Below are 21370 nucleotides of genomic sequence, written 5' to 3' on the forward strand. Positions count from 1 at the left end.
TGGCAGTTAATAAATCCATAAACATACATATTAAATAAATGTTGGTGTTTTTGGTTATTTTTAGTTTATACGAGGGGTGAAAAATCAATGGTACATCCTGTCCGAGTTGGTAAAAGAACGCGAATGAGTTTTTCTAGGCTTAAGGAAATAGGCCATATGCCTAATTTGATTGAAGTTCAATTAGATTCCTATAACTGGTTTTTAAAAGAAGGACTTCAAGAAGTATTTGAGGACATTAATCCTATTCAAGATTATACGGCAAATCTTAATTTAGAGTTTGTAGGGTATAAGTTGGATATGGATAATATTAAGTATTCTGTGGAAGAATGTAAAGAAAGAGATTCTACTTATGCAGCACCTTTAAAGGTAAAGGTGAGATTACTTAATAAGGAAACTGGTGAAGTTAAAGAACAAGAAGTTTTTATGGGAGATTTTCCTCTTATGACAGAGCAAGGGACGTTCATAATTAATGGGGCTGAAAGGGTTATAGTTAGCCAACTTGTTAGATCACCAGGTGTATATTATGATGTGTCGGTTGATAAAACTGGTAAAAATCTTTTTTCTTCAACTGTAATACCTAACAGGGGCGCCTGGCTAGAATATGAAACTGACTCTAATAATATAATATATGTCAGAATAGATAAAACAAGAAAATTACCTATAACTATTCTTGTTAGAGCCATGGGCCATGGAACAGATACAGAAATTACTAATTTTTTTGGAGAGGATGAAAGATTAAAGGCTACAATTGAGAAGGACAATACTAAAACCCACGAAGAAGCCTTACTTGAAATATACAAAAGATTAAGACCAGGAGAACCGCCTACAGTAGATAGTGCACGGTCACTTATTGAATCTTTATTTTTTGATCCAAAAAGATATGATCTTTCAAGAGTAGGAAGATATAAATTTAACAAGAAACTATCGCTTCATCTTAGAATTGTGAATCAAATATCCACTGGAGATGTAGTGAACCCAGAAACAGGGGAAATACTTGTTCAAAAGGGTGAGAAGATAGATAGAGAGAAGGCAGTTCAGATTCAGCAGTGTGGAATAAATTCGGTAGATATTGAAATTGAAGATACCACATTGAGGGTTATAGGTAATAATTTTGTAAATATAAATAATTTTATTGATTTTAATATAGATGATTTAAACATAAAGGAAAGTGTATACTATCCTGCCCTAAAACAAATTTTAGATAATTACAGTAGCGAAGAAAGTATTAGGGAGCAAATAAAGAAAAATATTCATAATTTGATTCCAAAACATATAATTAGAGATGATATATATGCTACTGTCAGTTATGAATTAGGATTGGCTTATGGAGTGGGGCATACGGATGATATAGATCATCTTGGAAATAGAAGGCTTAGATCTGTAGGCGAATTACTACAAAATCAATTTAGGATAGGTCTTTCAAGAATGGAAAGAGTAGTTAAAGAGAGGATGACTATACAAGATCAAGAGGTAATAACACCTCAAGCTTTAATAAATATAAGGCCAGTAGCTGCATCTATAAAGGAATTTTTTGGAAGTTCTCAGCTTTCTCAATTTATGGATCAAACTAATCCCTTATCAGAACTTACACATAAGAGAAGATTATCAGCTCTGGGACCTGGTGGACTTTCTAGGGAAAGAGCTGGCTTTGAAGTTAGGGATGTTCATCATTCTCATTATGGAAGAATGTGTCCTATAGAAACACCAGAAGGACCTAACATAGGACTTATTAATTCTTTGGCTACTTATGCTAAAGTCAACGAATATGGTTTTATAGAAACACCATACAGAAAAGTAAATAAAAAAGAGAAAATAGTTACAAATGAAATTGTGTATATGACTGCAGATGAAGAAGATGAGTATTTAATAGGAAGGGCAAATGAACCTATTGACGAAAATGGTAAGTTTGTAGATAGTAAAATTACAGTTAGAGATAAAGAAGATGTTATTGTAGTACCTGCTGAAGATGTTGATTATATGGATTTATCTCCAAGACAATTGGTTTCTGTTGCCACTGCTATGATACCATTCCTTGAAAATGATGATGCTAGCCGTGCTCTTATGGGATCAAATATGCAAAGGCAAGCAGTTCCACTTTTGAAACCTCAGGCTCCTGTAGTAGGAACAGGGATTGAATATAAAGCAGCGGTAGACTCAGGGGTGCTTCCTAAAGCTAGAAATGCAGGGGTAGTATCTTATGTGTGTGCTAATGAAATAAGAGTTAGAAGGGATTCAGATGGGGGAACTGATATTTACAGGCTTCTTAAATTTCAAAGATCTAACCAAGGTACATGTATAAATCAGAGGCCTATAGTTGAAAAAGGGGAAATAGTTCAACAAGGAACAGTTCTTGCTGATGGACCTTCTACTGATTTGGGAGAAATAGCACTTGGAAAAAATATCAGAATGGGTTTTACAACTTGGGAAGGATATAACTATGAAGATGCTATGCTTATATCAGAGGAACTTGTAAAAAAAGATGTATTTACATCAATTCACATAGAGGAATATGAATCAGAAGCTAGAGATACAAAGTTAGGTCCAGAAGAAATTACAAGGGATATACCTAATGTAGGAGAAGATGCATTAAAAGATATAGATGATAGAGGAATTATAAAAATAGGAGCTGAGGTTAGAGCAGGGGATATACTAGTGGGTAAAGTGACACCTAAGGGAGAAACCGAGCTTACAGCAGAAGAGAGGCTTTTAAGAGCTATATTTGGAGAGAAGGCTAGAGAAGTTAGAGATACTTCACTTAGAGTACCTCATGGAGAAGCAGGTATAATTGTAGATGTAAAAGTATTTACAAGAAAAAATGGAGATGAGCTTTCACCAGGAGTTAATAAACTAGTTAGATGTTATATAGCTCAAAAAAGAAAAATATCAGTAGGAGATAAAATGGCAGGAAGGCATGGTAACAAAGGTGTTATATCAAGAGTATTGCCAGAGGAAGATATGCCTTTTTTACCAGATGGGAGACCTCTTGAAATATGTTTAAATCCGCTTGGAGTACCTTCCCGTATGAATATAGGGCAAGTACTTGAAGTTCATTTGGGATGGGCTGCTAGTGAATTGGGGTGGCATATAGCAACTCCTGTATTTGATGGAGCCACAGAAGAAGATATTATAGAATGTTTGAAGAAAGCAGGATATAGGGAAGATGGAAAAACCATCCTATATGATGGGAGAACGGGAGAACCTTTTAATAGACCTGTAACAGTAGGATATATGTATATTTTAAAACTAGCTCATTTAGTTGATGACAAAATTCATGCCCGATCTACGGGACCTTACTCTTTAGTAACTCAACAACCACTAGGTGGTAAAGCTCAATTTGGAGGTCAAAGATTTGGTGAAATGGAAGTTTGGGCATTAGAAGCCTATGGGGCTGCTCATACCCTCCAAGAAATACTGACGGTTAAATCAGATGATGTAGTTGGAAGAGTGAAAACTTATGAAGCAATTGTAAAAGGTGAGAATATACCTGAACCAGGTGTTCCAGAATCTTTTAAAGTACTTATAAAAGAGCTTCAAGCTTTGTGCTTGGATGTGAAGGTATTAAACGATGATAATCAGGAAATTAAATTAAAAGAGTCTGTAGATGAAGAAATAGAAAATTTAGATGTAAATATAGAAGGAAATGAGGACTTTGTTTTATCATCTCAAGATAACGATTATGAAGAACCAGAAGAAAATGATGAGGAAGATGAATTAAATCTGGATTATGATGATTTGACTTTGGATGATTTGAAAGATGATCTAAAAATAGAAGATTTTAATGATGAACATTAGGAAGGGAGGATGTACCCTTGTTTGAATTAAATAACTTTGATGCACTTCAAATAGGCTTAGCTTCAACAGAAAAAATAAGAGAATGGTCGAGAGGTGAGGTAAAGAAACCCGAAACAATAAATTATAGGACTCTAAAGCCAGAGAGAGATGGTTTATTTTGTGAAAGGATCTTTGGACCTCAAAAGGATTGGGAATGTCACTGTGGCAAGTATAAAAGGATTAGATATAAAGGTATAGTTTGTGATAGGTGTGGAGTAGAAGTAACTAAGGCAAAAGTAAGACGTGAGAGAATGGGCCATATTGAGCTGGCGGCTCCGGTATCTCATATATGGTATTTTAAGGGCATACCATCCCGTATGGGACTTATTTTAGATATGTCTCCAAGGGCTTTAGAAAAGGTGTTATATTTTGCGTCTTATGTTGTTTTAGATCCAAAAGAAACTCAACTATTAAAAAAGCAATTGCTAACTGAAAAAGAGTATAGGGAAGCCGTAGATAAATACGGAGAACAAAACTTTGTAGCTAGCATGGGAGCAGAATCTGTTAAAAAGCTTTTAGAGGAAATAGATCTTGAACAATTATCTTTGGTATTAAAGGAAGATTTAAAAAATAGCACAGGACAAAAGAAAATAAGAATAATAAGAAGGTTAGAAGTTGTTGAATCTTTTAGAAAATCTGGAAATAGGCCTGAATGGATGGTTATAGATGTAATTCCTGTTATACCACCAGATTTAAGACCTATGGTTCAATTAGACGGAGGAAGATTTGCCACTTCAGATTTAAATGATCTTTATAGAAGAGTTATAAATAGAAATAATAGACTTAAAAAATTATTGGATTTAGGAGCACCAGACATAATAGTAAGAAATGAAAAAAGAATGCTTCAGGAAGCAGTGGATGCTCTTATAGATAATGGAAGAAGGGGAAGGCCAGTAACTGGACCTGGAAATAGACCATTAAAATCCTTATCAGATATGTTAAAGGGTAAGCAGGGAAGGTTTAGACAAAATCTACTTGGAAAACGTGTTGACTACTCAGGACGTTCTGTTATAGTAGTTGGTCCTGAGCTTAAAATGTATCAATGTGGATTACCTAAAGAAATGGCACTTGAGCTTTTTAAACCTTTTGTGATGAAAAAGTTGGTTGAAAGAGGATTAGCTCATAATATTAAAAGTGCAAAAAGAATGGTAGAACGGGTTCAAGCTCAAGTTTGGGATGTATTAGAGGAAGTAATATCTGATCATCCGGTGCTTTTAAATCGTGCTCCTACACTTCACAGATTAGGGATACAGGCATTTCAACCTGTACTTGTAGAAGGCAGGGCTATAAAACTTCATCCACTATCTTGTACAGCATATAATGCTGATTTTGATGGAGACCAGATGGCAGTTCATGTTCCGCTTTCAGTAGAAGCTCAATCAGAGGCTAGATTTTTAATGCTTGCTGCCCATAATATATTGAAACCTTCAGATGGTAAACCAGTAGTTGTACCAACGCAGGATATGGTATTGGGGTCATATTACCTAACTGTAGAAAGAGAAGGAGCCAAAGGAGAGGGAAGATACTTTTCTTTTCCAGATGAAGTAATAATGGCATACCAATTAAAACAAATTGATATAAATGCTAAAATAAAAGTGAAAATGACAAAAATTATAGATGGAAAATATATAAGTGGCATAATTGATGCTACAGCAGGAAAAATAATATTTAATGAATGTGTACCACAGGATCTGGGATTCATAGATAGAAGTAAACCTGGGAATGAATTTAAACTAGAGATTGATTTTCTTGTAGCTAAGAAAAATTTAGGTAAAATAATAAATAAATGTTATATGAAACATGGAGCTACAAAAACATCTATAATGCTGGATAAAATAAAAGCACGAGGATATCACTATTCAACTATAAGTGGAATAACAGTTTCTACTTCGGATATGGAAGTACCTGAAGCTAAGAAAAGGCTTTTAAGTGAATCAGATGCAGCAGTTGATAAAATAGAAAAAATGTATAGAAGAGGTTTTATATCAGAAGATGAAAGATATCAGAGAGTTATAGAAAGATGGACTAAAACTACAGAAGATGTAGCAGATGAGCTTATGAATAATTTGGATAAATTTAACCCTATATTTATGATGGCAGATTCAGGAGCTAGAGGTTCTAAAAGTCAAATTAAACAGCTAGCAGGGATGAGAGGACTTATGGCTAATCCATCAGGAAAAATAATAGAACTTCCAATAAGGGCATCTTTTAGGGAAGGATTAGATGTATTAGAATATTTTATATCAACTCATGGAGCAAGAAAAGGAAATGCAGATACTGCTTTAAAAACTGCAGATTCAGGATATCTGACTAGAAGACTTGTTGATGTAAGCCAGGATGTTATAGTTAGAGAAGAGGATTGTGGCACTTATGAAGGATATGATGTTTCAGAAATAAAAGAAGGCAATGAAGTAATAGAAAGTTTGTCAGAAAGGCTCACAGGAAGATATTCTGCAGAAGATATTATAGATCCTAATAATCACCAAATAATAGTACCAAAAAATAGTTATATGGATTCAAAATTAGCAGATAGGATAGAAGCTTCAGGAATTAAAAAAGTAAAGATAAGATCTGTTTTTACCTGTAAATCAAGACATGGGGTATGCTCAAAATGTTATGGAATGAATATGGCTACTGCCCAGAAGATTGATATAGGCGAATCCGTAGGTATAATAGCAGCGCAAAGTATAGGAGAGCCTGGTACTCAGCTTACTATGAGGACTTTCCATACGGGAGGAGTTGCAGGGTCAGATATAACACAAGGTCTTCCAAGAGTTGAAGAATTATTTGAGGCTAGGAAACCTAAAGGTCTTGCTATAGTAAGTGAAGTTTCAGGTACTGTAAAGATGGAAGAGACTAAGAAAAAAAGAAGTGTTTCTGTAATTACAGATAATGGAGAAGAAGTAACTTATGATATACCATTTGGATCAAGAATCAAAGTGTCAAATGGAGATTTAATAAGTGCAGGTGATGAGGTAACAGAAGGATCTGTAAATCCACATGATATATTAAGAATAAAAGGGGTTCAAGGAGTTAAAAATTATCTTCTATCTGAAGTTCAGAAAGTTTATAGACTTCAAGGTGTTGATATAAATGATAAACATCTTGAAGTGGTAATTAGGCAAATGACAAGAAAAATTAAAATAGAAGAATCAGGGGATACAGAATTATTGCCAGGAACTATGATTGATATATTTGATTTTGAAGAAGAAAATGCAAGAGTAGAAGCTAGTGGGGGAAGTGCAGCTCAAGGTAGAGTGGCTTTACTTGGAATAACTAAAGCAGCACTTGCTACTGAATCTTTCCTTTCTGCAGCATCTTTTCAGGAAACTACAAGAGTACTTACAGATGCAGCTATAAAGGGGAAGATAGATCCACTCCTAGGCTTAAAGGAAAATGTAATTATTGGTAAACTTATACCGGCAGGAACAGGCATGACTAGGTATAGATCAATAAAAATTAATACAGAAAATGAAGTGCAGGAAAATCAATTGGAAGCTTAATGTATAATTTATTGACATAGTAATACTAAAATGATAAAATACATCTGTATGTTTTTTAAGAGACAAAGCATTACATACTTTGTCTCTATAGTATTGTAGGAGGGAATAAATAATGATTTATAGACTTACAGGAAATAAAGTTGTTGGTTTGAAGCAAACGGTTAAAGCTATAAAAAATAATAATGCCAAAACTGTTTATATAGCTAAGGATGCCGATGATAAGATAATACAGTCCGTAAAAACATTAATTACTCAGGATTCCCCGGCATTAGTTTATGTAGATACTATGAAAGAATTAGGTAAATTATGTGGTATAGATGTAGGTGCTGCTACAGCTGCCATATTAAAATAGCAATTTTTATCAAGTGATTCTTAGGCTCAGGTAGAGTTTGCTATAGAAAAATACTTATCTCTACCTGAACCTTAGAAGAACTTATTTAGGCACGTTAGCCGCGCTTATTTCCCACTTTAAAGAAGATGGGAATCTTAGCTAATTCTAGCGTTCGGATAAATTAAATAGCGTTTAACAATAAATTATTATAAATTTTTTAAGTTACTATAAATCTATTTTAAAGGAGGTGTGAATATGCCAACAATAAGTCAATTAATAAGAAAAGGCAGGAAGACAGTAGCTTCAAAATCAACAGCACCAGCACTAAAAGAATGTCCTCAAAAAAGGGGAGTTTGTACAGTGGTAAAAACTACTACACCTAAAAAGCCAAATTCAGCTTTAAGAAAAATTGCTAGAGTTAGATTAACAAATGGATATGAGGTTAGTGCATATATTCCAGGTATAGGACATAACTTACAAGAACATAGTGTTGTTCTTATAAGAGGAGGAAGAGTTAAAGACCTTCCAGGTGTTAGGTACCATATAGTAAGAGGAGCATTGGATTCAGCAGGGGTTGCTGACAGGCTACAGGGAAGATCAAAATACGGTGCTAAAAGACCTAAGCAGAAATAGTTCAGCTTAAGAAAATGTTGATAAAGGTGCTATGTCTTCAGCGTTTATATATATTTATTTTGCAGAAGTACTAAGCACTTTGCGGCTTCTTGAAAGTCGAGTACCGATGAACTTAAATTAAATTTTGTTAAGGAGGGAAGTAAAGTGGCAAGAAAAGGACATATAGGAAAAAGAGATGTGCTACCAGATCCAGTATACAACAGTAAAGTTGTTACTAAGTTGATAAACAATATAATGAAAGATGGCAAAAAAGGAGTAGCTCAAAAGATTTGTTATGGAGCTTTTGATATAATCGAACAAAAAACAAGTAAAGAACCAATGGAAGTTTTCGAGGAAGCAATGAATAATATAATGCCTCTTCTAGAGGTAAAGGCTAGAAGAATTGGTGGTGCAACATATCAAGTTCCAATAGAAGTTAGACCAGAAAGAAGACAGACATTAGGAATAAGATGGCTCCTTGTGGCATCAAGGAAACGAGGAGAAAAGTATATGAGAGAAAGGCTTGCAGCAGAGCTTATGGATGCAGCAAATAATACAGGTACAGCTGTTAAGAAAAGAGAAGATACTCATAAGATGGCTGAAGCTAATAAAGCCTTTGCACATTATAGGTATTAATATTCGAAACTGTTTTGGTAATTTTACTAAAGCAGTTTTATCAAATTTTAAATTTACACTTGCGAGGAGGAAAATTAAGTGGGAAGAGAATATCCGCTAGAAAAGTTCCGTAACATAGGAATAATGGCACATATTGATGCTGGAAAGACTACTACTACGGAACGTATACTTTTCTATACAGGAAGAACTCATAAAATAGGAGAAGTACATGAGGGGCAGGCTACTATGGACTGGATGGCCCAAGAACAGGAAAGAGGAATAACAATAACTTCAGCTGCCACTTTTTGTAAATGGAAAGGTTATGCTATAAATATAATAGATACACCAGGACACGTGGATTTTACCGTAGAAGTTGAGAGGTCTTTAAGAGTTCTTGATGGAGCTGTTACCGTCCTAGATGCTAAAAGTGGAGTAGAGCCGCAAACAGAAACTGTATGGAGGCAGGCAGACAACTATGGGGTTCCAAGATTGGTTTATGTAAATAAAATGGATTCAACTGGGGCAGACTTTTATATGTGTGTAAATACTCTAAGAGATAGACTTCATTGTAATGCTATACCTATTCAAATTCCAATAGGCTCAGAAAGTGAATTTAAAGGGATAGTTAATCTTGTAAAAAATGAAGCTATAATATATGAAGATGACTTGGGAACTGTTATGGACGAAGTTGAGATACCAGGTGATTTAAAAGATGAAGCTGAAAAATATAGAACCGAATTAATTGAAGCAATATCTGAATTAGATGAAGATATAATGATGAAGTATCTAGAAGGAGAAGAACTTACAGAGGAAGAAATAATATCTGCAATTAGAAAAGGTGTTATTTCAAACAAGATAGTACCAGTTTTATGTGGCTCTTCTTATAAGAATAAAGGTGTACAGCCAATGATAGATGCAGTAGTTGACTTTATGCCTTCACCACTTGATATACCTCCTATAAAGGGCACTGATCCTGAAACAGGAGAAGAAACTGACAGACCAGCAGATGATAACCAACCATTATCAGCATTAGCGTTTAAAATTGCAACGGATCCATTTGTAGGTAAGTTGGCATTTACAAGAATTTATTCGGGAATTATGAAAAGTGGTACTTATGTGTATAACTCAACAAAGGGGAAAAAGGAAAGAATAGCAAGACTTGTAAAAATGCACTCAAACCGAAGAGAAGAAGTTGATGAACTTCGTGCAGGTGATTTAGGAGCTATAGTAGGATTAAAAGATACTACAACAGGGAATACACTTTGTGATGAGCAGAATGCTGTAGTACTTGAAAGTATGGAATTTCCAGAACCTGTTATACATGTTGCCATAGAACCTAAGACAAAGGCTGGCCAAGAGAAAATGGGTATTGCACTTTCAAAGCTTGCAGAAGAGGATCCGACATTTAAGACTCATACAGACCAAGAAACAGGACAGACAATTATATCTGGAATGGGTGAACTTCATTTGGAGATAATTGTAGATAGACTTCAAAGGGAATTTAAGGTGGAGTGCAATGTTGGTAAACCACAGGTTGCTTATAAGGAAACTATTAGAAAAACAGTTAAAGCAGAAGGTAAATTTGTTAGACAGTCTGGTGGACATGGTCAATATGGTCATTGTTGGATAGAGATGTCACCTTCCGAAGAAGGATATTCATTTGAAAATGCTATAGTGGGAGGAACTATTCCAAAGGAATATATTTCACCAATTGATGAAGGAATAAAGCAGGCTTCTGAAACTGGAACAGTAGCGGGGTATCCTGCTATAAACTTCAAGGTAAAATTATATGATGGTTCTTATCATGACGTGGATTCTTCAGAAATGGCATTTAAAATTGCTGCATCTATGGCATTTAAAAATGCTATGTCAAAAGCAGATCCGGTTTTACTTGAACCAATGATGAGAGTTGAAGTTACAGTGCCAGAAGAGTATATGGGAGATGTAATAGGGGACATAAATTCAAGAAGAGGAAGAATTGAAGGAATGGATCCAAGAGCAGGAGCACAAGTTATAAGATCTTTTGTTCCGCTTTCTGAAATGTTTGGATATGCAACTGTACTTAGATCAAGAACACAAGGTAGAGGAGTCTATTCTATGACATTTGATCATTATGAAGAAGTTCCAAAGAGTATTCAAGAAAAAATTACAGGAGAAAAGAAATAATTAGTTTTAAATAATATACTGATCTATTTAAGGAGGAAGAAGTAATGTCAAAAGAAAAGTTTGAGAGAACAAAACCACATGTAAACATAGGAACAATAGGACACGTAGACCACGGCAAGACAACATTGACAGCAGCAATAACAATGGTATTAGCAAAAGAAGGTAAAGCATCAGCAACAAAGTATGATGAAATAGATAAGGCACCGGAGGAAAAAGAAAGAGGAATAACAATAAATACAGCACATGTAGAATATGAGACAGAAGTTAGACACTATGCACATGTAGATTGTCCAGGGCATGCAGACTATGTAAAGAACATGATAACAGGGGCAGCACAAATGGACGGAGCAATACTTGTAGTAAGCGCAGCAGATGGTCCAATGCCGCAGACAAGAGAGCATATACTACTGGCAAGTAGGGTAGGGGTACAGTATATAGTAGTATTTTTAAATAAATCAGACCAGGTAGATGATCCTGAATTAATAGAATTAGTAGAAATGGAAGTAAGGGAATTATTAAGTGAATATGGATTCCCAGGAGACGATGTTCCAATAATAGTAGGAAGTGCATTGAAGGTAATTGAGAACCCAGAGGATGCAGAAGCAACTAAATGTATATATGAATTAATGGAAGCAGTAGATACTTATATACCAACTCCAGAGAGACCAGTAGATAAACCATTCTTAATGCCAATAGAAGATGTATTCACAATAACAGGAAGAGGAACAGTAGCTACAGGAAGAGTAGAAAGTGGAGTGCTTAAGATAGGAGACGAAGTAGAGATAGTAGGATTAAAGGAAGAGAAGAAGAAGACAGTATGTACTGGAGTAGAAATGTTTAGAAAGCTTCTAGATCAGGCTATGGCAGGAGATAATATAGGAGCATTATTAAGAGGAATACAGAGAGAAGAAATAGAGAGAGGACAGGTATTATCAAAGCCTGGTTCAGTAAAGCCGCATAAGAAATTTGTAGGTCAGGTGTATGTATTAAAGAAAGAAGAAGGCGGAAGACACACACCATTTTTCAATGGATATAGACCACAGTTTTATTTCAGAACAACAGATGTAACAGGGTCAATATCATTACCAGAGGGAGTAGAAATGGTAATGCCAGGAGATCATATAGATATGAATGTAGAACTTATAACACCTGTTGCAATGCATGAAGGATTGAGATTTGCAATAAGAGAAGGCGGCAGAACAGTTGGTTCAGGTGTTGTTACTACAGTGTCTGAATAAGTGTGTTCATGGAAATTTCAAGGTAATAGCATTTTGATGAAAAGGAAAGAGGCAGCTCTTTCCTTAATTTAAGCAGTTATTAATGCACCTTATGTTGCTTATTTAAAAGTATAAATTTTTACTTGTCAGAAATAAGAATTTAGTGTATACTTAAGAGGTTGTGAGGTTATAACAGCGATGAGGCAAGAGGTTGCCGGGCTTCCGGGTAATTCTTGACTGAGTATGCCAAGGTCTTGAACTAGGCGACGGTTATTTTATAAGGTGTCCTTTACGTTTAAACATATGAAACGCCTGGAACAGTTTATAGAATATATCCGCTGTTGTACGTAAGAAGTATAGCGTGCATGAAAAGGAGGGAAAAAATAATGGCAAAACAAAAAATAAGAATAAGGCTAAAAGCTTTCGATCATACCATACTTGATCAATCATCTGAAAAGATAGTAGAAACTGCGAAGTCTACAGGAGCAAAGGTAGCAGGACCTGTACCGTTACCTACAGAAAAAGATGTGGTTACAATTCTAAGAGCCCCACATAAATATAAAGATTCAAGAGAACAATTTGAGATAAGAACTCATAAAAGACTTATAGATATAATAAGTCCATCCCCAAAAACTGTTGATGCTTTAATGAGACTTGATTTACCGGCGGGTGTCGATATTGAGATAAAATTATAAGAATGCGATTGTAATAAAGTATTATTACTGACTATTATGACCGTTTATTTTGAACGATCCGCTAATATGTTTAGGAGGTGTATATAAATGAAAAAAGCCATATTGGGTAAAAAATTAGGTATGACCCAGATATTTAATGAAAATGGTAGAGTAATTCCTGTTACAGTAATTGAAGCAGGACCTTGTGTAGTTGTACAAAAGAAGACTGAGGAAAAAGACGGTTATAAATCTATACAGATTGGTTTTGGAGATATAAGAGAGAAGCTTGTAAACAAACCATTAAAAGGTCATTTTGCAAAATCAGGAGTTTCATTAAAAAGATTCTTAAAAGAATTTAAAGTTGATAATATAGATGAATATGAAGTAGGGCAAGAAATAAAGGCAGATATCTTTGCAGAAGGAGATAGAATTGATGTATCCGGTATCTCAAAAGGTAAGGGGTTCCAGGGAGTAATAAGAAGATGGAATGCTCAAAGAGGACCTATGTCTCATGGTTCAAAATTTCATAGGGCTGTTGGTTCAATGGGAGCTTCTTCTGATCCATCTAGAACTTTTAAGAACAAGAAAATGCCAGGACATATGGGAAATAAGAATACTACTGTATTAAATCTACAAGTTGCAAAAGTTATTCCTGAAAAAAATATTATTTTGATAAAAGGTGGAGTACCAGGCCCTAACAAGAGTTTTGTGTCAATAAAAGATACAGTTAAGGCTTAATTTTATTAGAAAGGAGGATGCAGAATGCCTATAGTAGGATTATTTAATAAAGAAGGTCAAAAAATTACAGATTTTGAGTTGTCAGATAAAGTATTTGGAGTTGAAGTAAATCAATATGTTATGCACCAAGTAGTTGTAGCGTTACTTGCCAATAAAAGACAGGGAACACAGTCAGCAAAGACTAGAGCTGAAGTTTCCGGAGGTGGAATTAAGCCTTGGAGACAAAAGGGAACTGGTAGAGCAAGACAGGGTTCTATAAGATCACCTCAATGGATTCATGGTGGTGTAGTTTTTGCAGTGAAACCTAGAAGTTATAGAATTTCGGTTCCTAAATCAGCAAGAAGGTTAGCTATGAAATCTGCTCTATCAAGTAAAGTTGAAGAAAATCAGATAGTAGTACTTGAAAGTTTAGAGATGGATACTCCAAAAACAAAAGAAGTGGTAAAAATCTTGGATGCTTTTGAAGCTAAGAAAACATTAATTGTTACGGCGGAATCAAACCAAAATGTATATAAGTCAGCGAGAAATATACAGGGAGTATCAGTAATTCCTGTTAATAATTTAAATGTATATGATTTGTTAAAATTTGATAAGCTTATAATAACTAAGGATGCTGTATCAAAAATTGAGGAGGTGTATGCATAATGAAATATACCAATTATGATATCATAAGAAGGCCTGTTATAACGGAAAAAAGCATGGGCGCTATGAATGAAAAAAAATACACCTTTATAGTTGATATACGTGCTAATAAGTCAATGATAAAAAGGGCCATTGAGGATGTTTTTGGAGTAACTGTTGAAACTGTAAACACATCAAGATATAAAGGAAAGAAAAAAAGAGTAGGTGTCCATATAGGAAAGAGACCAGACTATAAAAAAGCCATTGTTAAACTTACAGAAGAAAGTAAAACAATAGAATTTTTTGAAGGAATACAATAATAGATAAAGCAGTTATTGGAGAAATCCAGATAAGCGAAAAAAGGAGGGAATACCGGTTATGGCAGTTAAGGGATTTAAACCTACCACACCTTCAAGAAGGCATATGACTGTAAACACATTTGAAGAAATAACTACAGATATACCAGAAAAATCACTTCTTGTGGCATTAAAGAGAAGTGGTGGTAGGAATGCTCACGGTAAAATAACAGTTCGTCATATAGGTGGCGGGGCAAAACGCAAATATAGAATAATAGATTTTAAAAGAAATAAAGATGGAATACCAGCAAAGGTATCAACTATAGAATATGATCCTAACAGGTCAGCATTTATAGCTCTTGTGACTTATGCAGATGGTGAAAAAAGATATATAATAGCTCCAGTTGGATTAAAAGTTGGTGATGTAATAGTATCAGGTGCAGATTCAGATATAAAGGTAGGAAATTGTCTTCCAATTGTTAACATCCCTGTAGGTACAACAATTCACAACATAGAATTGCAGGCAGGAAAAGGAGCACAACTTGTAAGATCAGCAGGAACTTCAGCTCAGCTTATGGCTAAAGAGGGGAAATATGCTACCTTGAGACTTCCAAGTGGAGAGGTAAGATATGTAAGAATAGAATGTAGGGCAACAATAGGTACAGTTTCAAATTTAACACATGAAATAATTAACATAGGTAAAGCAGGCAGAAAAAGACATATGGGAATAAGACCCACAGTTAGAGGTTCTGTAATGAATCCTAATGATCATCCACATGGTGGTGGAGAAGGAAAATCACCAGTAGGACATCCGGGCCCGCTCACTCCATGGGGTAAACCTGCATTAGGATTGAAGACTAGAAAAAACAAGAAATATTCAGATAAATTTATAATTAAAAGAAAGAATAAAAAGTAATTTGAAGAGAATACACATTCTCTTCGTTGATTTAAGTAAAAAGATTGAATTTATAAGATATAATAAAAATAAGTTATTTTTATATGAATTTAGTAAAGTTTTATTTGGATAGATTGTATGAAGGGAGGCTAAAAAGTGAGCAGATCAGTAAAAAAAGGACCTTATGTCCAAGAATCACTTTTAAAAAAGATAAATGAATTGAATAAAAAAGGCGAGAAAAAAGTTATAAAAACTTGGTCACGAAGTTCAACTATATTTCCTCAGATGATAGGTCATACTATAGCAGTACATGATGGAAGAAAGCATGTTCCTGTATATATATCAGAAGATATGGTAGGACATAAGTTGGGAGAATTCGCATTAACTAGAACATACAGGGGACACGTTAATAAAACTGAAAAAACAACTCGTGTTTCTAGATAGTTTGAAAGGAGGGAATAGGTAAGATGGAAGCTAAGGCTATAGCTAAATATGTAAGAATGTCCTCAATGAAAGTAAGAGTTGTACTTAATTTGGTGAGAGGTAAAAATGTAAATGAAGCTTTCGCCATATTAAAATATACTCCAAGAGATGCGGCTGTAGTGGTTAATAAACTTTTAAAATCAGCAGTTGCTAATGCAGAGAATAATTTAGATTTAAATAGAGATACTTTATATATTTCAGAAGCATATGCTTGTGAAGGGCCTACATTAAAAAGATTTCAACCACATGCTCAAGGAAGGGCTTTTAGAATTAATAAAAGAAGTAGTCATATAACTTTAATAGTTAAGGAAAGAGAGTAAGAAGGAGGGAAACAGATGGGACAAAAAGTACATCCGCACGGCTTAAGGGTTGGTATAATTAAAGAATGGGATGCCAAATGGTATGCAGATAAAAAAAATTTCGCAGATAATCTAGTTGAAGATAATAAAATTAGAAAATTTGTAAAGAAAAAAGGCGCCATAGCAGGAATCTCAAAGATTCAAATTGAAAGAGCAGCTAAAAGAATTAAGTTGAATATATTTACAGCTAAACCTGGAATGATAATAGGAAAAGGCGGTCAGGGAATTGAAGCTTTGAAAACGGAATTGAAGAAGATAGTTCCAGATAAAGTTATACTTATAAATATAGTTGAGGTAAAAGTAGCGGAGGCTGATGCTCAACTTATGGCAGAAAATATAGCACTGCAGCTTGAAAAAAGAATTTCTTTTAGGAGAGCAATGAAGCAGACAATACAAAGAGCAATGAAATCGGGAATTAAAGGAGTTAAGACTACGTGTTCAGGAAGACTTGGTGGTGCTGAAATAGCAAGATCAGAATCCTATCATGAAGGAACAATTCCGTTACAGACTTTAAGGGCCGATATAGATTATGGGTTTGCAGAAGCAGATACTACATACGGTAAAATAGGAGTAAAGGTATGGGTATATAAAGGAGAAGTGCTTCCTGTCAAAAAACCTGTTGAGAACAAGGAAGAAGCTAAAGCATAGGGAAGGAGGAATAACATATGTTAATGCCTAAGAAAGTGAAGCATCGTAAGGTACAGCGAGGTAGAATGAAAGGCAAAGCTACAAGGGGTAATTCTATAGCATATGGAGATTACGCTATACAGGCTACGGAATGTGCTTGGATAACAAATAATCAGATAGAATCAGCTAGAATAGCTATAAATAGATATATTAGAAGAGGAGGAAAACTTTGGATAAAAATTTTCCCTGATAAACCTGTTACAGAAAAACCTGCAGAAACACGTATGGGTTCCGGTAAGGGTTCACCAGAATATTGGGTAGCAGTTGTTAAACCAGGCAGAATATTGTTTGAATTATCAGGTGTTCCAGAGGAGACAGCCAGAGAAGCAATGAGACTTGCATCACACAAATTACCTATAAAAACTAAATTCGTGACAAAGAGAGATTTTGAAGAAGTGGGTGGTGAAAGCGATGAAGGCTAGAGAATTACAGGAACTAAGACAAGGCAGTAGCCCTCAAGACTTACAGGAAAAGGTACAGGATCTTAAATCAGAATTATTTAATTTAAGGTTTCAATTGGCAACAGGTCAATTGGAGAATCCTATGAGAATAAGGGAAGTTAAAAAATCTATAGCCCAAATTAAAACCATCCTTAGAGAAAAAGAGCTAAGGGCGTTTGAACAATAGGTTGAAAGGAGGTTTATTCGTGGAAAGAGGATATAGAAAAACTAGAATAGGAACAGTTACTTCTGATAAAATGGATAAGACTATAGTGGTGGCAGTTGAAAATAGAGTTCGCCATCCATTATATGGAAAAATAATTAAGAAGACTAGTAAATTTAAAGCTCATGATGAAAATAATGAGGCAAAAAATAATGATAAAGTATTAATAATGGAAACTAGACCTTTATCAAAAGATAAAAGATGGAGGCTTGTAGAAATAGTAGAAAAAGCTAAATAGTATAGCTGAAAGGAGGGTGTTTTTAATGATTCAGCAACAGACATTATTGAAGGTTGCAGATAATTCTGGAGCCAAAGAAATTATGTGTATAAGAGTTTTAGGTGGATCCAAAAGAAAATGGGGAAACATTGGTGATATAATAGTTGCTAGCGTTAAAAGTGCAACACCAGGCGGTGTTGTTAAAAAAGGAGAAGTTGTTAAGGCTGTTATTGTTAGATCTGCAAGAGGCCTGAGGAGAACCGATGGTTCATATATAAAATTTGATGAGAATGCTGCTGTTATAATAAAAGAAGATAAACAACCGAGAGGAACTCGTATCTTTGGACCGGTTGCAAGAGAGCTAAGGGATAAAGATTTTACAAAAATATTATCATTAGCACCTGAAGTTTTATAAAGTAAGGAGGTGGCTGCAATGGCAAAAGTACATGTTAGAAAAAAAGATACGGTTATGATTATTTCTGGAAAAGATAAAGGAAAAACAGGCGAAGTTTTAGCTGTAATGCCTAAAGTGAGTAAAGTCCTTGTTAGTGGTATTAACATAGTTTCGAAACATCAGAAACCTAACAAGCAAAATATGGAAGGTGGCATAATTCGTAAGGAAGCTGCTATATATAGCTCAAAAGTAATGCTGTATTGCGAAAAATGCAAAAGTGTAACTAGAATAAGTCATAAAATATTAGAGGATGGAACAAAAGTTAGAGTATGTAAAAAGTGCGGAGAAACACTATAAATCTTTGAAAGGAGGCCCAAAGTATGAGTTTAAGGTTACAGGAAAAGTATGAAAAAGAAGTAGTTCCAGCATTAATGGACAAATTTGGTTATAAAAATATAATGCAGGCACCAAAACTTGAAAAAATAGTTATAAATATGGGTGTGGGAGAAGCTAAAGATAATCCAAAAGTCTTAGAATCAGCAGTTAATGATTTAACTATAATTACAGGACAGAAACCAGTGCTCACCAGGGCAAAAAAATCTATAGCGAATTTTAAATTAAGGGAAAATATGGCCATAGGGTGTAAAGTTACATTAAGAAAGCAATATATGTATGAATTTGCAGATAAACTGATGAATGTTGCATTACCAAGAGTTAGAGATTTTTCTGGAGTATCTGATAAATCTTTTGATGGTAGAGGAAATTATTCATTAGGAATTAAAGAACAATTAATATTTCCTGAGATAGAATATGATAAAATAGACAAAGTTAGAGGTATGGATATAGTTTTTGTTACTACTGCCAATACTGATGAGGAAGCAAAAGAATTATTAAGATTATTTGGAATGCCATTTGCTCAAAAATAAGGAGGGAGAAATGTGGCGCGTAAAGCTTTAATAGAAAAATGGAAAAAGACGCCTAAGTATGCGACTAAAGCTTATACAAGATGTAGAATATGCGGAAGACCTCATGCTGTGTTAAAAAAGTATGGTATATGTCGTATATGTTTTAGAGAATTAGCATATAAAGGTGAAATACCAGGTTGTAAAAAAGCAAGTTGGTAATTATTAGTTATTGATGAAAGGAGGCACAATCAATGGTAATGACTGATCCTATAGCAGATTTACTTACACGTATAAGAAATGCCAATGTTGTTAGACATGAAGTAGTGGAAGTACCTTCTTCAACTATTAAAAAGGCAGTATTAAACATAATGCTTCAGGAAGGGTATATAAAAAATTTAGAGGAATATGCAGATGGTTCTGTTAATATGATAAGACTTTCAATGAAATATGGTAAGAATAAAGAGAGAGTTATAACTGGACTTAAGAGGATATCTAAACCGGGATTAAGAGTTTATTGTAGAAAAGAAGAAATTCCTAAAGTTTTAAATGGTCTAGGAGTTGCAATAATATCTACTTCTAAAGGAATTGTTACAGATAGAGAGGCGAGAAAATTAGGTGTAGGTGGAGAAGTACTTTGCTACATATGGTAGTTCTAGGTATATTATAAAATTTATAAAAGATATAAATTATATTTATTGCTAAACGAGGAGTACAGGAGGTGTAATTATGTCAAGAATAGGAAAACTTCCAATAGCTATTCCAGCTGGCGTTACTTTTACCGTAACACCAGATAATGTGGTTACCGTAAAAGGAAGTAAAGGCCAGCTTGTGAAAGCTATGGCAAAAGATATTAATATTGCTGTTGAAGATAATTCAGTAGTAGTTACAAGAAATGATGATGAAAAGAAATCTAGATCCCTTCATGGATTAACTAGAGCATTGATAAATAATATGGTTGTAGGCGTAACTGAGGGATATTCAAAAACATTGGAATTAATCGGTGTAGGATATAGAGCTCAATTGCAAGGGAAAAAATTAGTTATGAATTTAGGATTTTCACATCCAGTTGAGATAGAAGCAGTTGAAGGAGTAACTTTTGAAACACCAGCTGCCACAAAAGTTGTAATAAAAGGTATTGATAAAGAACTGGTTGGAAATGTTGCGGCAGATATAAGGTCATGGAGAAAACCTGAGCCTTATAAGGGAAAAGGAATTAAGTATGATAATGAAGTTATAAGACGTAAAGAAGGAAAAACGGGTAAGAAGTAGTAGAAAGGAGTGAGTTTCATGTTTAAAAAATATGATAAGAAAAAGCTGAGAAAAAAACGTCATCTAAGAGTTCGTAAAAAAATTTTTGGAACCAGTGAGGTACCAAGACTTTCAGTATATAGAAGTGAAAAAAATATATATGCTCAAATAATAGATGATATAAAAGGAACAACTCTAGTTTCTGCTTCAAGTGTAGATAAAGATTTTAAAGGTAATGGAAGTAATAAGGAAGCAGCAAAAGTTGTTGGTAAGATGATAGCTGATAAGGCTATTGAAAAAGGAATTAAAGAAGTAGTTTTTGATAGAGGCGGATATATATATCACGGAAGAGTACAAAATCTTGCAGAAGGAGCAAGAGAAGGTGGACTACAGTTCTAAAATAAGGAGGGAAATAAATGAGGATCGATCCTAGCACTTTAAATCTTAAAGAAAAAGTTGTGTTCATAAACAGAGTTGCTAAGGTTGTTAAAGGTGGTAGAAATTTTAGATTCAGCGCCCTAGTTGTAGTTGGAGACGAGAACGGTCATGTAGGTGTAGGAACTGGAAAATCTATAGAAATACCTGAGGCAATTAGAAAAGGAATAGAAGATGCAAAGAAGAATTTGATTGAAGTTCCGATAATTGGAACTACAGTACCACATAATATAACTGGCCAATTTGGAACAGGAAAAGTATTTATAATGACAGCTAGTGAAGGAACGGGAATTATAGCAGGTGGCCCTTCAAGAGCAGTTCTTGAACTTTCAGGATTGAAAGACGTTAGAGCAAAATCTGTTGGTTCTAATAATCCGAGAAATATGGTAAATGCTACCATTGATGGTTTGTCGAAGCTAAAGACAGCAGAACATATAGCTAGTCTTAGAGGTAAAACTGTCGAAGAGATTTTAGGTTAGG

General features: G+C 34.5%; 26 protein-coding genes. All 26 read left to right on the top strand.

Annotation, left to right across the window (positions count from 1 at the left end):
- Positions 1–87: 87 nt before the first annotated feature.
- A complete protein-coding gene (rpoB, locus tag CKL_RS01060) occupies positions 88–3792 on the top strand; it encodes a DNA-directed RNA polymerase subunit beta (RefSeq protein WP_011988796.1) in 3705 nt (1234 codons plus the stop codon).
- Positions 3793–3809: 17 nt separating this feature from the next.
- Entirely contained in the window at positions 3810–7334 is a 3525-nt protein-coding gene (gene rpoC / locus CKL_RS01065; protein WP_011988797.1) for a DNA-directed RNA polymerase subunit beta', read from the top strand.
- 112 nt (positions 7335–7446) lie between these two features.
- Positions 7447–7686: a ribosomal L7Ae/L30e/S12e/Gadd45 family protein gene (locus CKL_RS01070; protein WP_011988798.1), complete on the top strand. Its 240-nt coding sequence runs from the start codon at positions 7447–7449 to the stop codon at positions 7684–7686.
- A gap of 234 nt (positions 7687–7920) precedes the next feature.
- Positions 7921–8298: a 30S ribosomal protein S12 gene (gene rpsL / locus CKL_RS01075; RefSeq protein ID WP_011988799.1), complete on the top strand. Its 378-nt coding sequence runs from the start codon at positions 7921–7923 to the stop codon at positions 8296–8298.
- A 144-nt stretch (positions 8299–8442) separates the two neighbouring features.
- Positions 8443–8913 carry a 30S ribosomal protein S7 gene (gene rpsG, locus CKL_RS01080; protein ID WP_011988800.1) on the top strand — a complete coding sequence of 157 codons (471 nt, stop codon included), beginning with the start codon at positions 8443–8445 and terminating at the stop codon, positions 8911–8913.
- 78 nt (positions 8914–8991) lie between these two features.
- Positions 8992–11058, top strand: a complete 2067-nt coding sequence (gene fusA, locus CKL_RS01085) for an elongation factor G (protein ID WP_011988801.1) — start codon at positions 8992–8994, stop codon at positions 11056–11058.
- A 44-nt stretch (positions 11059–11102) separates the two neighbouring features.
- Positions 11103–12296: an elongation factor Tu gene (gene tuf, locus CKL_RS01090; RefSeq protein WP_011988788.1), complete on the top strand. Its 1194-nt coding sequence runs from the start codon at positions 11103–11105 to the stop codon at positions 12294–12296.
- 365 nt (positions 12297–12661) lie between these two features.
- A complete protein-coding gene (gene rpsJ, locus CKL_RS01095) occupies positions 12662–12970 on the top strand; it encodes a 30S ribosomal protein S10 (protein WP_011988802.1) in 309 nt (102 codons plus the stop codon).
- 87 nt (positions 12971–13057) lie between these two features.
- Complete coding sequence (gene rplC / locus CKL_RS01100; protein WP_011988803.1) at positions 13058–13687, top strand: 50S ribosomal protein L3; 630 nt, start codon at positions 13058–13060, stop codon at positions 13685–13687.
- Positions 13688–13711: 24 nt separating this feature from the next.
- Positions 13712–14332, top strand: coding sequence for a 50S ribosomal protein L4 (gene rplD, locus CKL_RS01105; RefSeq protein ID WP_011988804.1), 621 nt, complete (start codon positions 13712–13714; stop codon positions 14330–14332).
- Positions 14332–14628: a 50S ribosomal protein L23 gene (rplW, locus tag CKL_RS01110; RefSeq protein WP_011988805.1), complete on the top strand. Its 297-nt coding sequence runs from the start codon at positions 14332–14334 to the stop codon at positions 14626–14628. Before rplD ends, rplW begins: the two co-directional genes overlap by 1 nt.
- A 58-nt stretch (positions 14629–14686) precedes the next feature.
- On the top strand, positions 14687–15520 hold the full coding sequence (gene rplB / locus CKL_RS01115) for a 50S ribosomal protein L2 (RefSeq protein WP_011988806.1): 834 nt from the start codon (positions 14687–14689) through the stop codon (positions 15518–15520).
- 135 nt (positions 15521–15655) lie between these two features.
- The gene (rpsS, locus tag CKL_RS01120) at positions 15656–15943 is read left to right on the top strand and encodes a 30S ribosomal protein S19 (protein WP_011988807.1); all 288 of its coding nucleotides are present in this window, start codon (positions 15656–15658) and stop codon (positions 15941–15943) included.
- A gap of 23 nt (positions 15944–15966) precedes the next feature.
- On the top strand, positions 15967–16302 hold the full coding sequence (gene rplV, locus CKL_RS01125; protein ID WP_011988808.1) for a 50S ribosomal protein L22: 336 nt from the start codon (positions 15967–15969) through the stop codon (positions 16300–16302).
- Positions 16303–16317: 15 nt separating this feature from the next.
- A complete protein-coding gene (gene rpsC / locus CKL_RS01130) occupies positions 16318–16989 on the top strand; it encodes a 30S ribosomal protein S3 (RefSeq protein ID WP_011988809.1) in 672 nt (223 codons plus the stop codon).
- Between the two features lie 17 nt (positions 16990–17006).
- Positions 17007–17450, top strand: coding sequence for a 50S ribosomal protein L16 (gene rplP, locus CKL_RS01135; RefSeq protein WP_011988810.1), 444 nt, complete (start codon positions 17007–17009; stop codon positions 17448–17450).
- On the top strand, positions 17440–17655 hold the full coding sequence (rpmC, locus tag CKL_RS01140) for a 50S ribosomal protein L29 (RefSeq protein WP_011988811.1): 216 nt from the start codon (positions 17440–17442) through the stop codon (positions 17653–17655). The genes rplP and rpmC overlap by 11 nt, the downstream gene beginning before the upstream one ends.
- A gap of 19 nt (positions 17656–17674) precedes the next feature.
- Complete coding sequence (gene rpsQ, locus CKL_RS01145; protein ID WP_011988812.1) at positions 17675–17929, top strand: 30S ribosomal protein S17; 255 nt, start codon at positions 17675–17677, stop codon at positions 17927–17929.
- Positions 17930–17954: 25 nt separating this feature from the next.
- The gene (gene rplN, locus CKL_RS01150) at positions 17955–18323 is read left to right on the top strand and encodes a 50S ribosomal protein L14 (protein WP_011988813.1); all 369 of its coding nucleotides are present in this window, start codon (positions 17955–17957) and stop codon (positions 18321–18323) included.
- An 18-nt stretch (positions 18324–18341) separates the two neighbouring features.
- Positions 18342–18659, top strand: coding sequence for a 50S ribosomal protein L24 (gene rplX / locus CKL_RS01155; protein ID WP_011988814.1), 318 nt, complete (start codon positions 18342–18344; stop codon positions 18657–18659).
- Positions 18660–18682: 23 nt separating this feature from the next.
- On the top strand, positions 18683–19228 hold the full coding sequence (gene rplE / locus CKL_RS01160; protein ID WP_011988815.1) for a 50S ribosomal protein L5: 546 nt from the start codon (positions 18683–18685) through the stop codon (positions 19226–19228).
- A gap of 12 nt (positions 19229–19240) precedes the next feature.
- Positions 19241–19426 carry a type Z 30S ribosomal protein S14 gene (locus CKL_RS01165; protein WP_011988816.1) on the top strand — a complete coding sequence of 62 codons (186 nt, stop codon included), beginning with the start codon at positions 19241–19243 and terminating at the stop codon, positions 19424–19426.
- A gap of 32 nt (positions 19427–19458) precedes the next feature.
- The gene (gene rpsH / locus CKL_RS01170) at positions 19459–19857 is read left to right on the top strand and encodes a 30S ribosomal protein S8 (protein WP_011988817.1); all 399 of its coding nucleotides are present in this window, start codon (positions 19459–19461) and stop codon (positions 19855–19857) included.
- 76 nt (positions 19858–19933) lie between these two features.
- Positions 19934–20476, top strand: a complete 543-nt coding sequence (rplF, locus tag CKL_RS01175; RefSeq protein ID WP_011988818.1) for a 50S ribosomal protein L6 — start codon at positions 19934–19936, stop codon at positions 20474–20476.
- An 18-nt stretch (positions 20477–20494) separates the two neighbouring features.
- Positions 20495–20854: a 50S ribosomal protein L18 gene (rplR, locus tag CKL_RS01180; RefSeq protein ID WP_011988819.1), complete on the top strand. Its 360-nt coding sequence runs from the start codon at positions 20495–20497 to the stop codon at positions 20852–20854.
- Positions 20855–20871: 17 nt separating this feature from the next.
- Positions 20872–21369 carry a 30S ribosomal protein S5 gene (rpsE, locus tag CKL_RS01185; RefSeq protein WP_011988820.1) on the top strand — a complete coding sequence of 166 codons (498 nt, stop codon included), beginning with the start codon at positions 20872–20874 and terminating at the stop codon, positions 21367–21369.
- Position 21370 lies beyond the last annotated feature (1 nt).

It is taken from the genome of Clostridium kluyveri DSM 555, assembly GCF_000016505.1.
Classification (GTDB): Bacteria; Bacillota; Clostridia; order Clostridiales; family Clostridiaceae; genus Clostridium_B; species Clostridium_B kluyveri.

Excerpts from the sequence above, each read along its gene's own strand:
- rpoB (WP_011988796.1), top strand. The coding sequence starts at position 88 with ATGGTACATCCTGTCCGAGTTGGTAAAAGAACGCGAATGAGTTTTTCT.
- CKL_RS01070 (WP_011988798.1), top strand. The coding sequence starts at position 7,447 with ATGATTTATAGACTTACAGGAAATAAAGTTGTTGGTTTGAAGCAAACG.
- rpsL (WP_011988799.1), top strand. The coding sequence starts at position 7,921 with ATGCCAACAATAAGTCAATTAATAAGAAAAGGCAGGAAGACAGTAGCT.
- tuf (WP_011988788.1), top strand. The coding sequence starts at position 11,103 with ATGTCAAAAGAAAAGTTTGAGAGAACAAAACCACATGTAAACATAGGA.
- rpsJ (WP_011988802.1), top strand. The coding sequence starts at position 12,662 with ATGGCAAAACAAAAAATAAGAATAAGGCTAAAAGCTTTCGATCATACC.
- rplC (WP_011988803.1), top strand. The coding sequence starts at position 13,058 with ATGAAAAAAGCCATATTGGGTAAAAAATTAGGTATGACCCAGATATTT.
- rplD (WP_011988804.1), top strand. The coding sequence starts at position 13,712 with ATGCCTATAGTAGGATTATTTAATAAAGAAGGTCAAAAAATTACAGAT.
- rplW (WP_011988805.1), top strand. The coding sequence starts at position 14,332 with ATGAAATATACCAATTATGATATCATAAGAAGGCCTGTTATAACGGAA.
- rplB (WP_011988806.1), top strand. The coding sequence starts at position 14,687 with ATGGCAGTTAAGGGATTTAAACCTACCACACCTTCAAGAAGGCATATG.
- rplV (WP_011988808.1), top strand. The coding sequence starts at position 15,967 with ATGGAAGCTAAGGCTATAGCTAAATATGTAAGAATGTCCTCAATGAAA.
- rpsC (WP_011988809.1), top strand. The coding sequence starts at position 16,318 with ATGGGACAAAAAGTACATCCGCACGGCTTAAGGGTTGGTATAATTAAA.
- rplP (WP_011988810.1), top strand. The coding sequence starts at position 17,007 with ATGTTAATGCCTAAGAAAGTGAAGCATCGTAAGGTACAGCGAGGTAGA.
- rpmC (WP_011988811.1), top strand. The coding sequence starts at position 17,440 with ATGAAGGCTAGAGAATTACAGGAACTAAGACAAGGCAGTAGCCCTCAA.
- rplN (WP_011988813.1), top strand. The coding sequence starts at position 17,955 with ATGATTCAGCAACAGACATTATTGAAGGTTGCAGATAATTCTGGAGCC.
- rplX (WP_011988814.1), top strand. The coding sequence starts at position 18,342 with ATGGCAAAAGTACATGTTAGAAAAAAAGATACGGTTATGATTATTTCT.
- rplE (WP_011988815.1), top strand. The coding sequence starts at position 18,683 with ATGAGTTTAAGGTTACAGGAAAAGTATGAAAAAGAAGTAGTTCCAGCA.
- rpsH (WP_011988817.1), top strand. The coding sequence starts at position 19,459 with ATGGTAATGACTGATCCTATAGCAGATTTACTTACACGTATAAGAAAT.
- rplF (WP_011988818.1), top strand. The coding sequence starts at position 19,934 with ATGTCAAGAATAGGAAAACTTCCAATAGCTATTCCAGCTGGCGTTACT.
- rplR (WP_011988819.1), top strand. The coding sequence starts at position 20,495 with ATGTTTAAAAAATATGATAAGAAAAAGCTGAGAAAAAAACGTCATCTA.
- rpsE (WP_011988820.1), top strand. The coding sequence starts at position 20,872 with ATGAGGATCGATCCTAGCACTTTAAATCTTAAAGAAAAAGTTGTGTTC.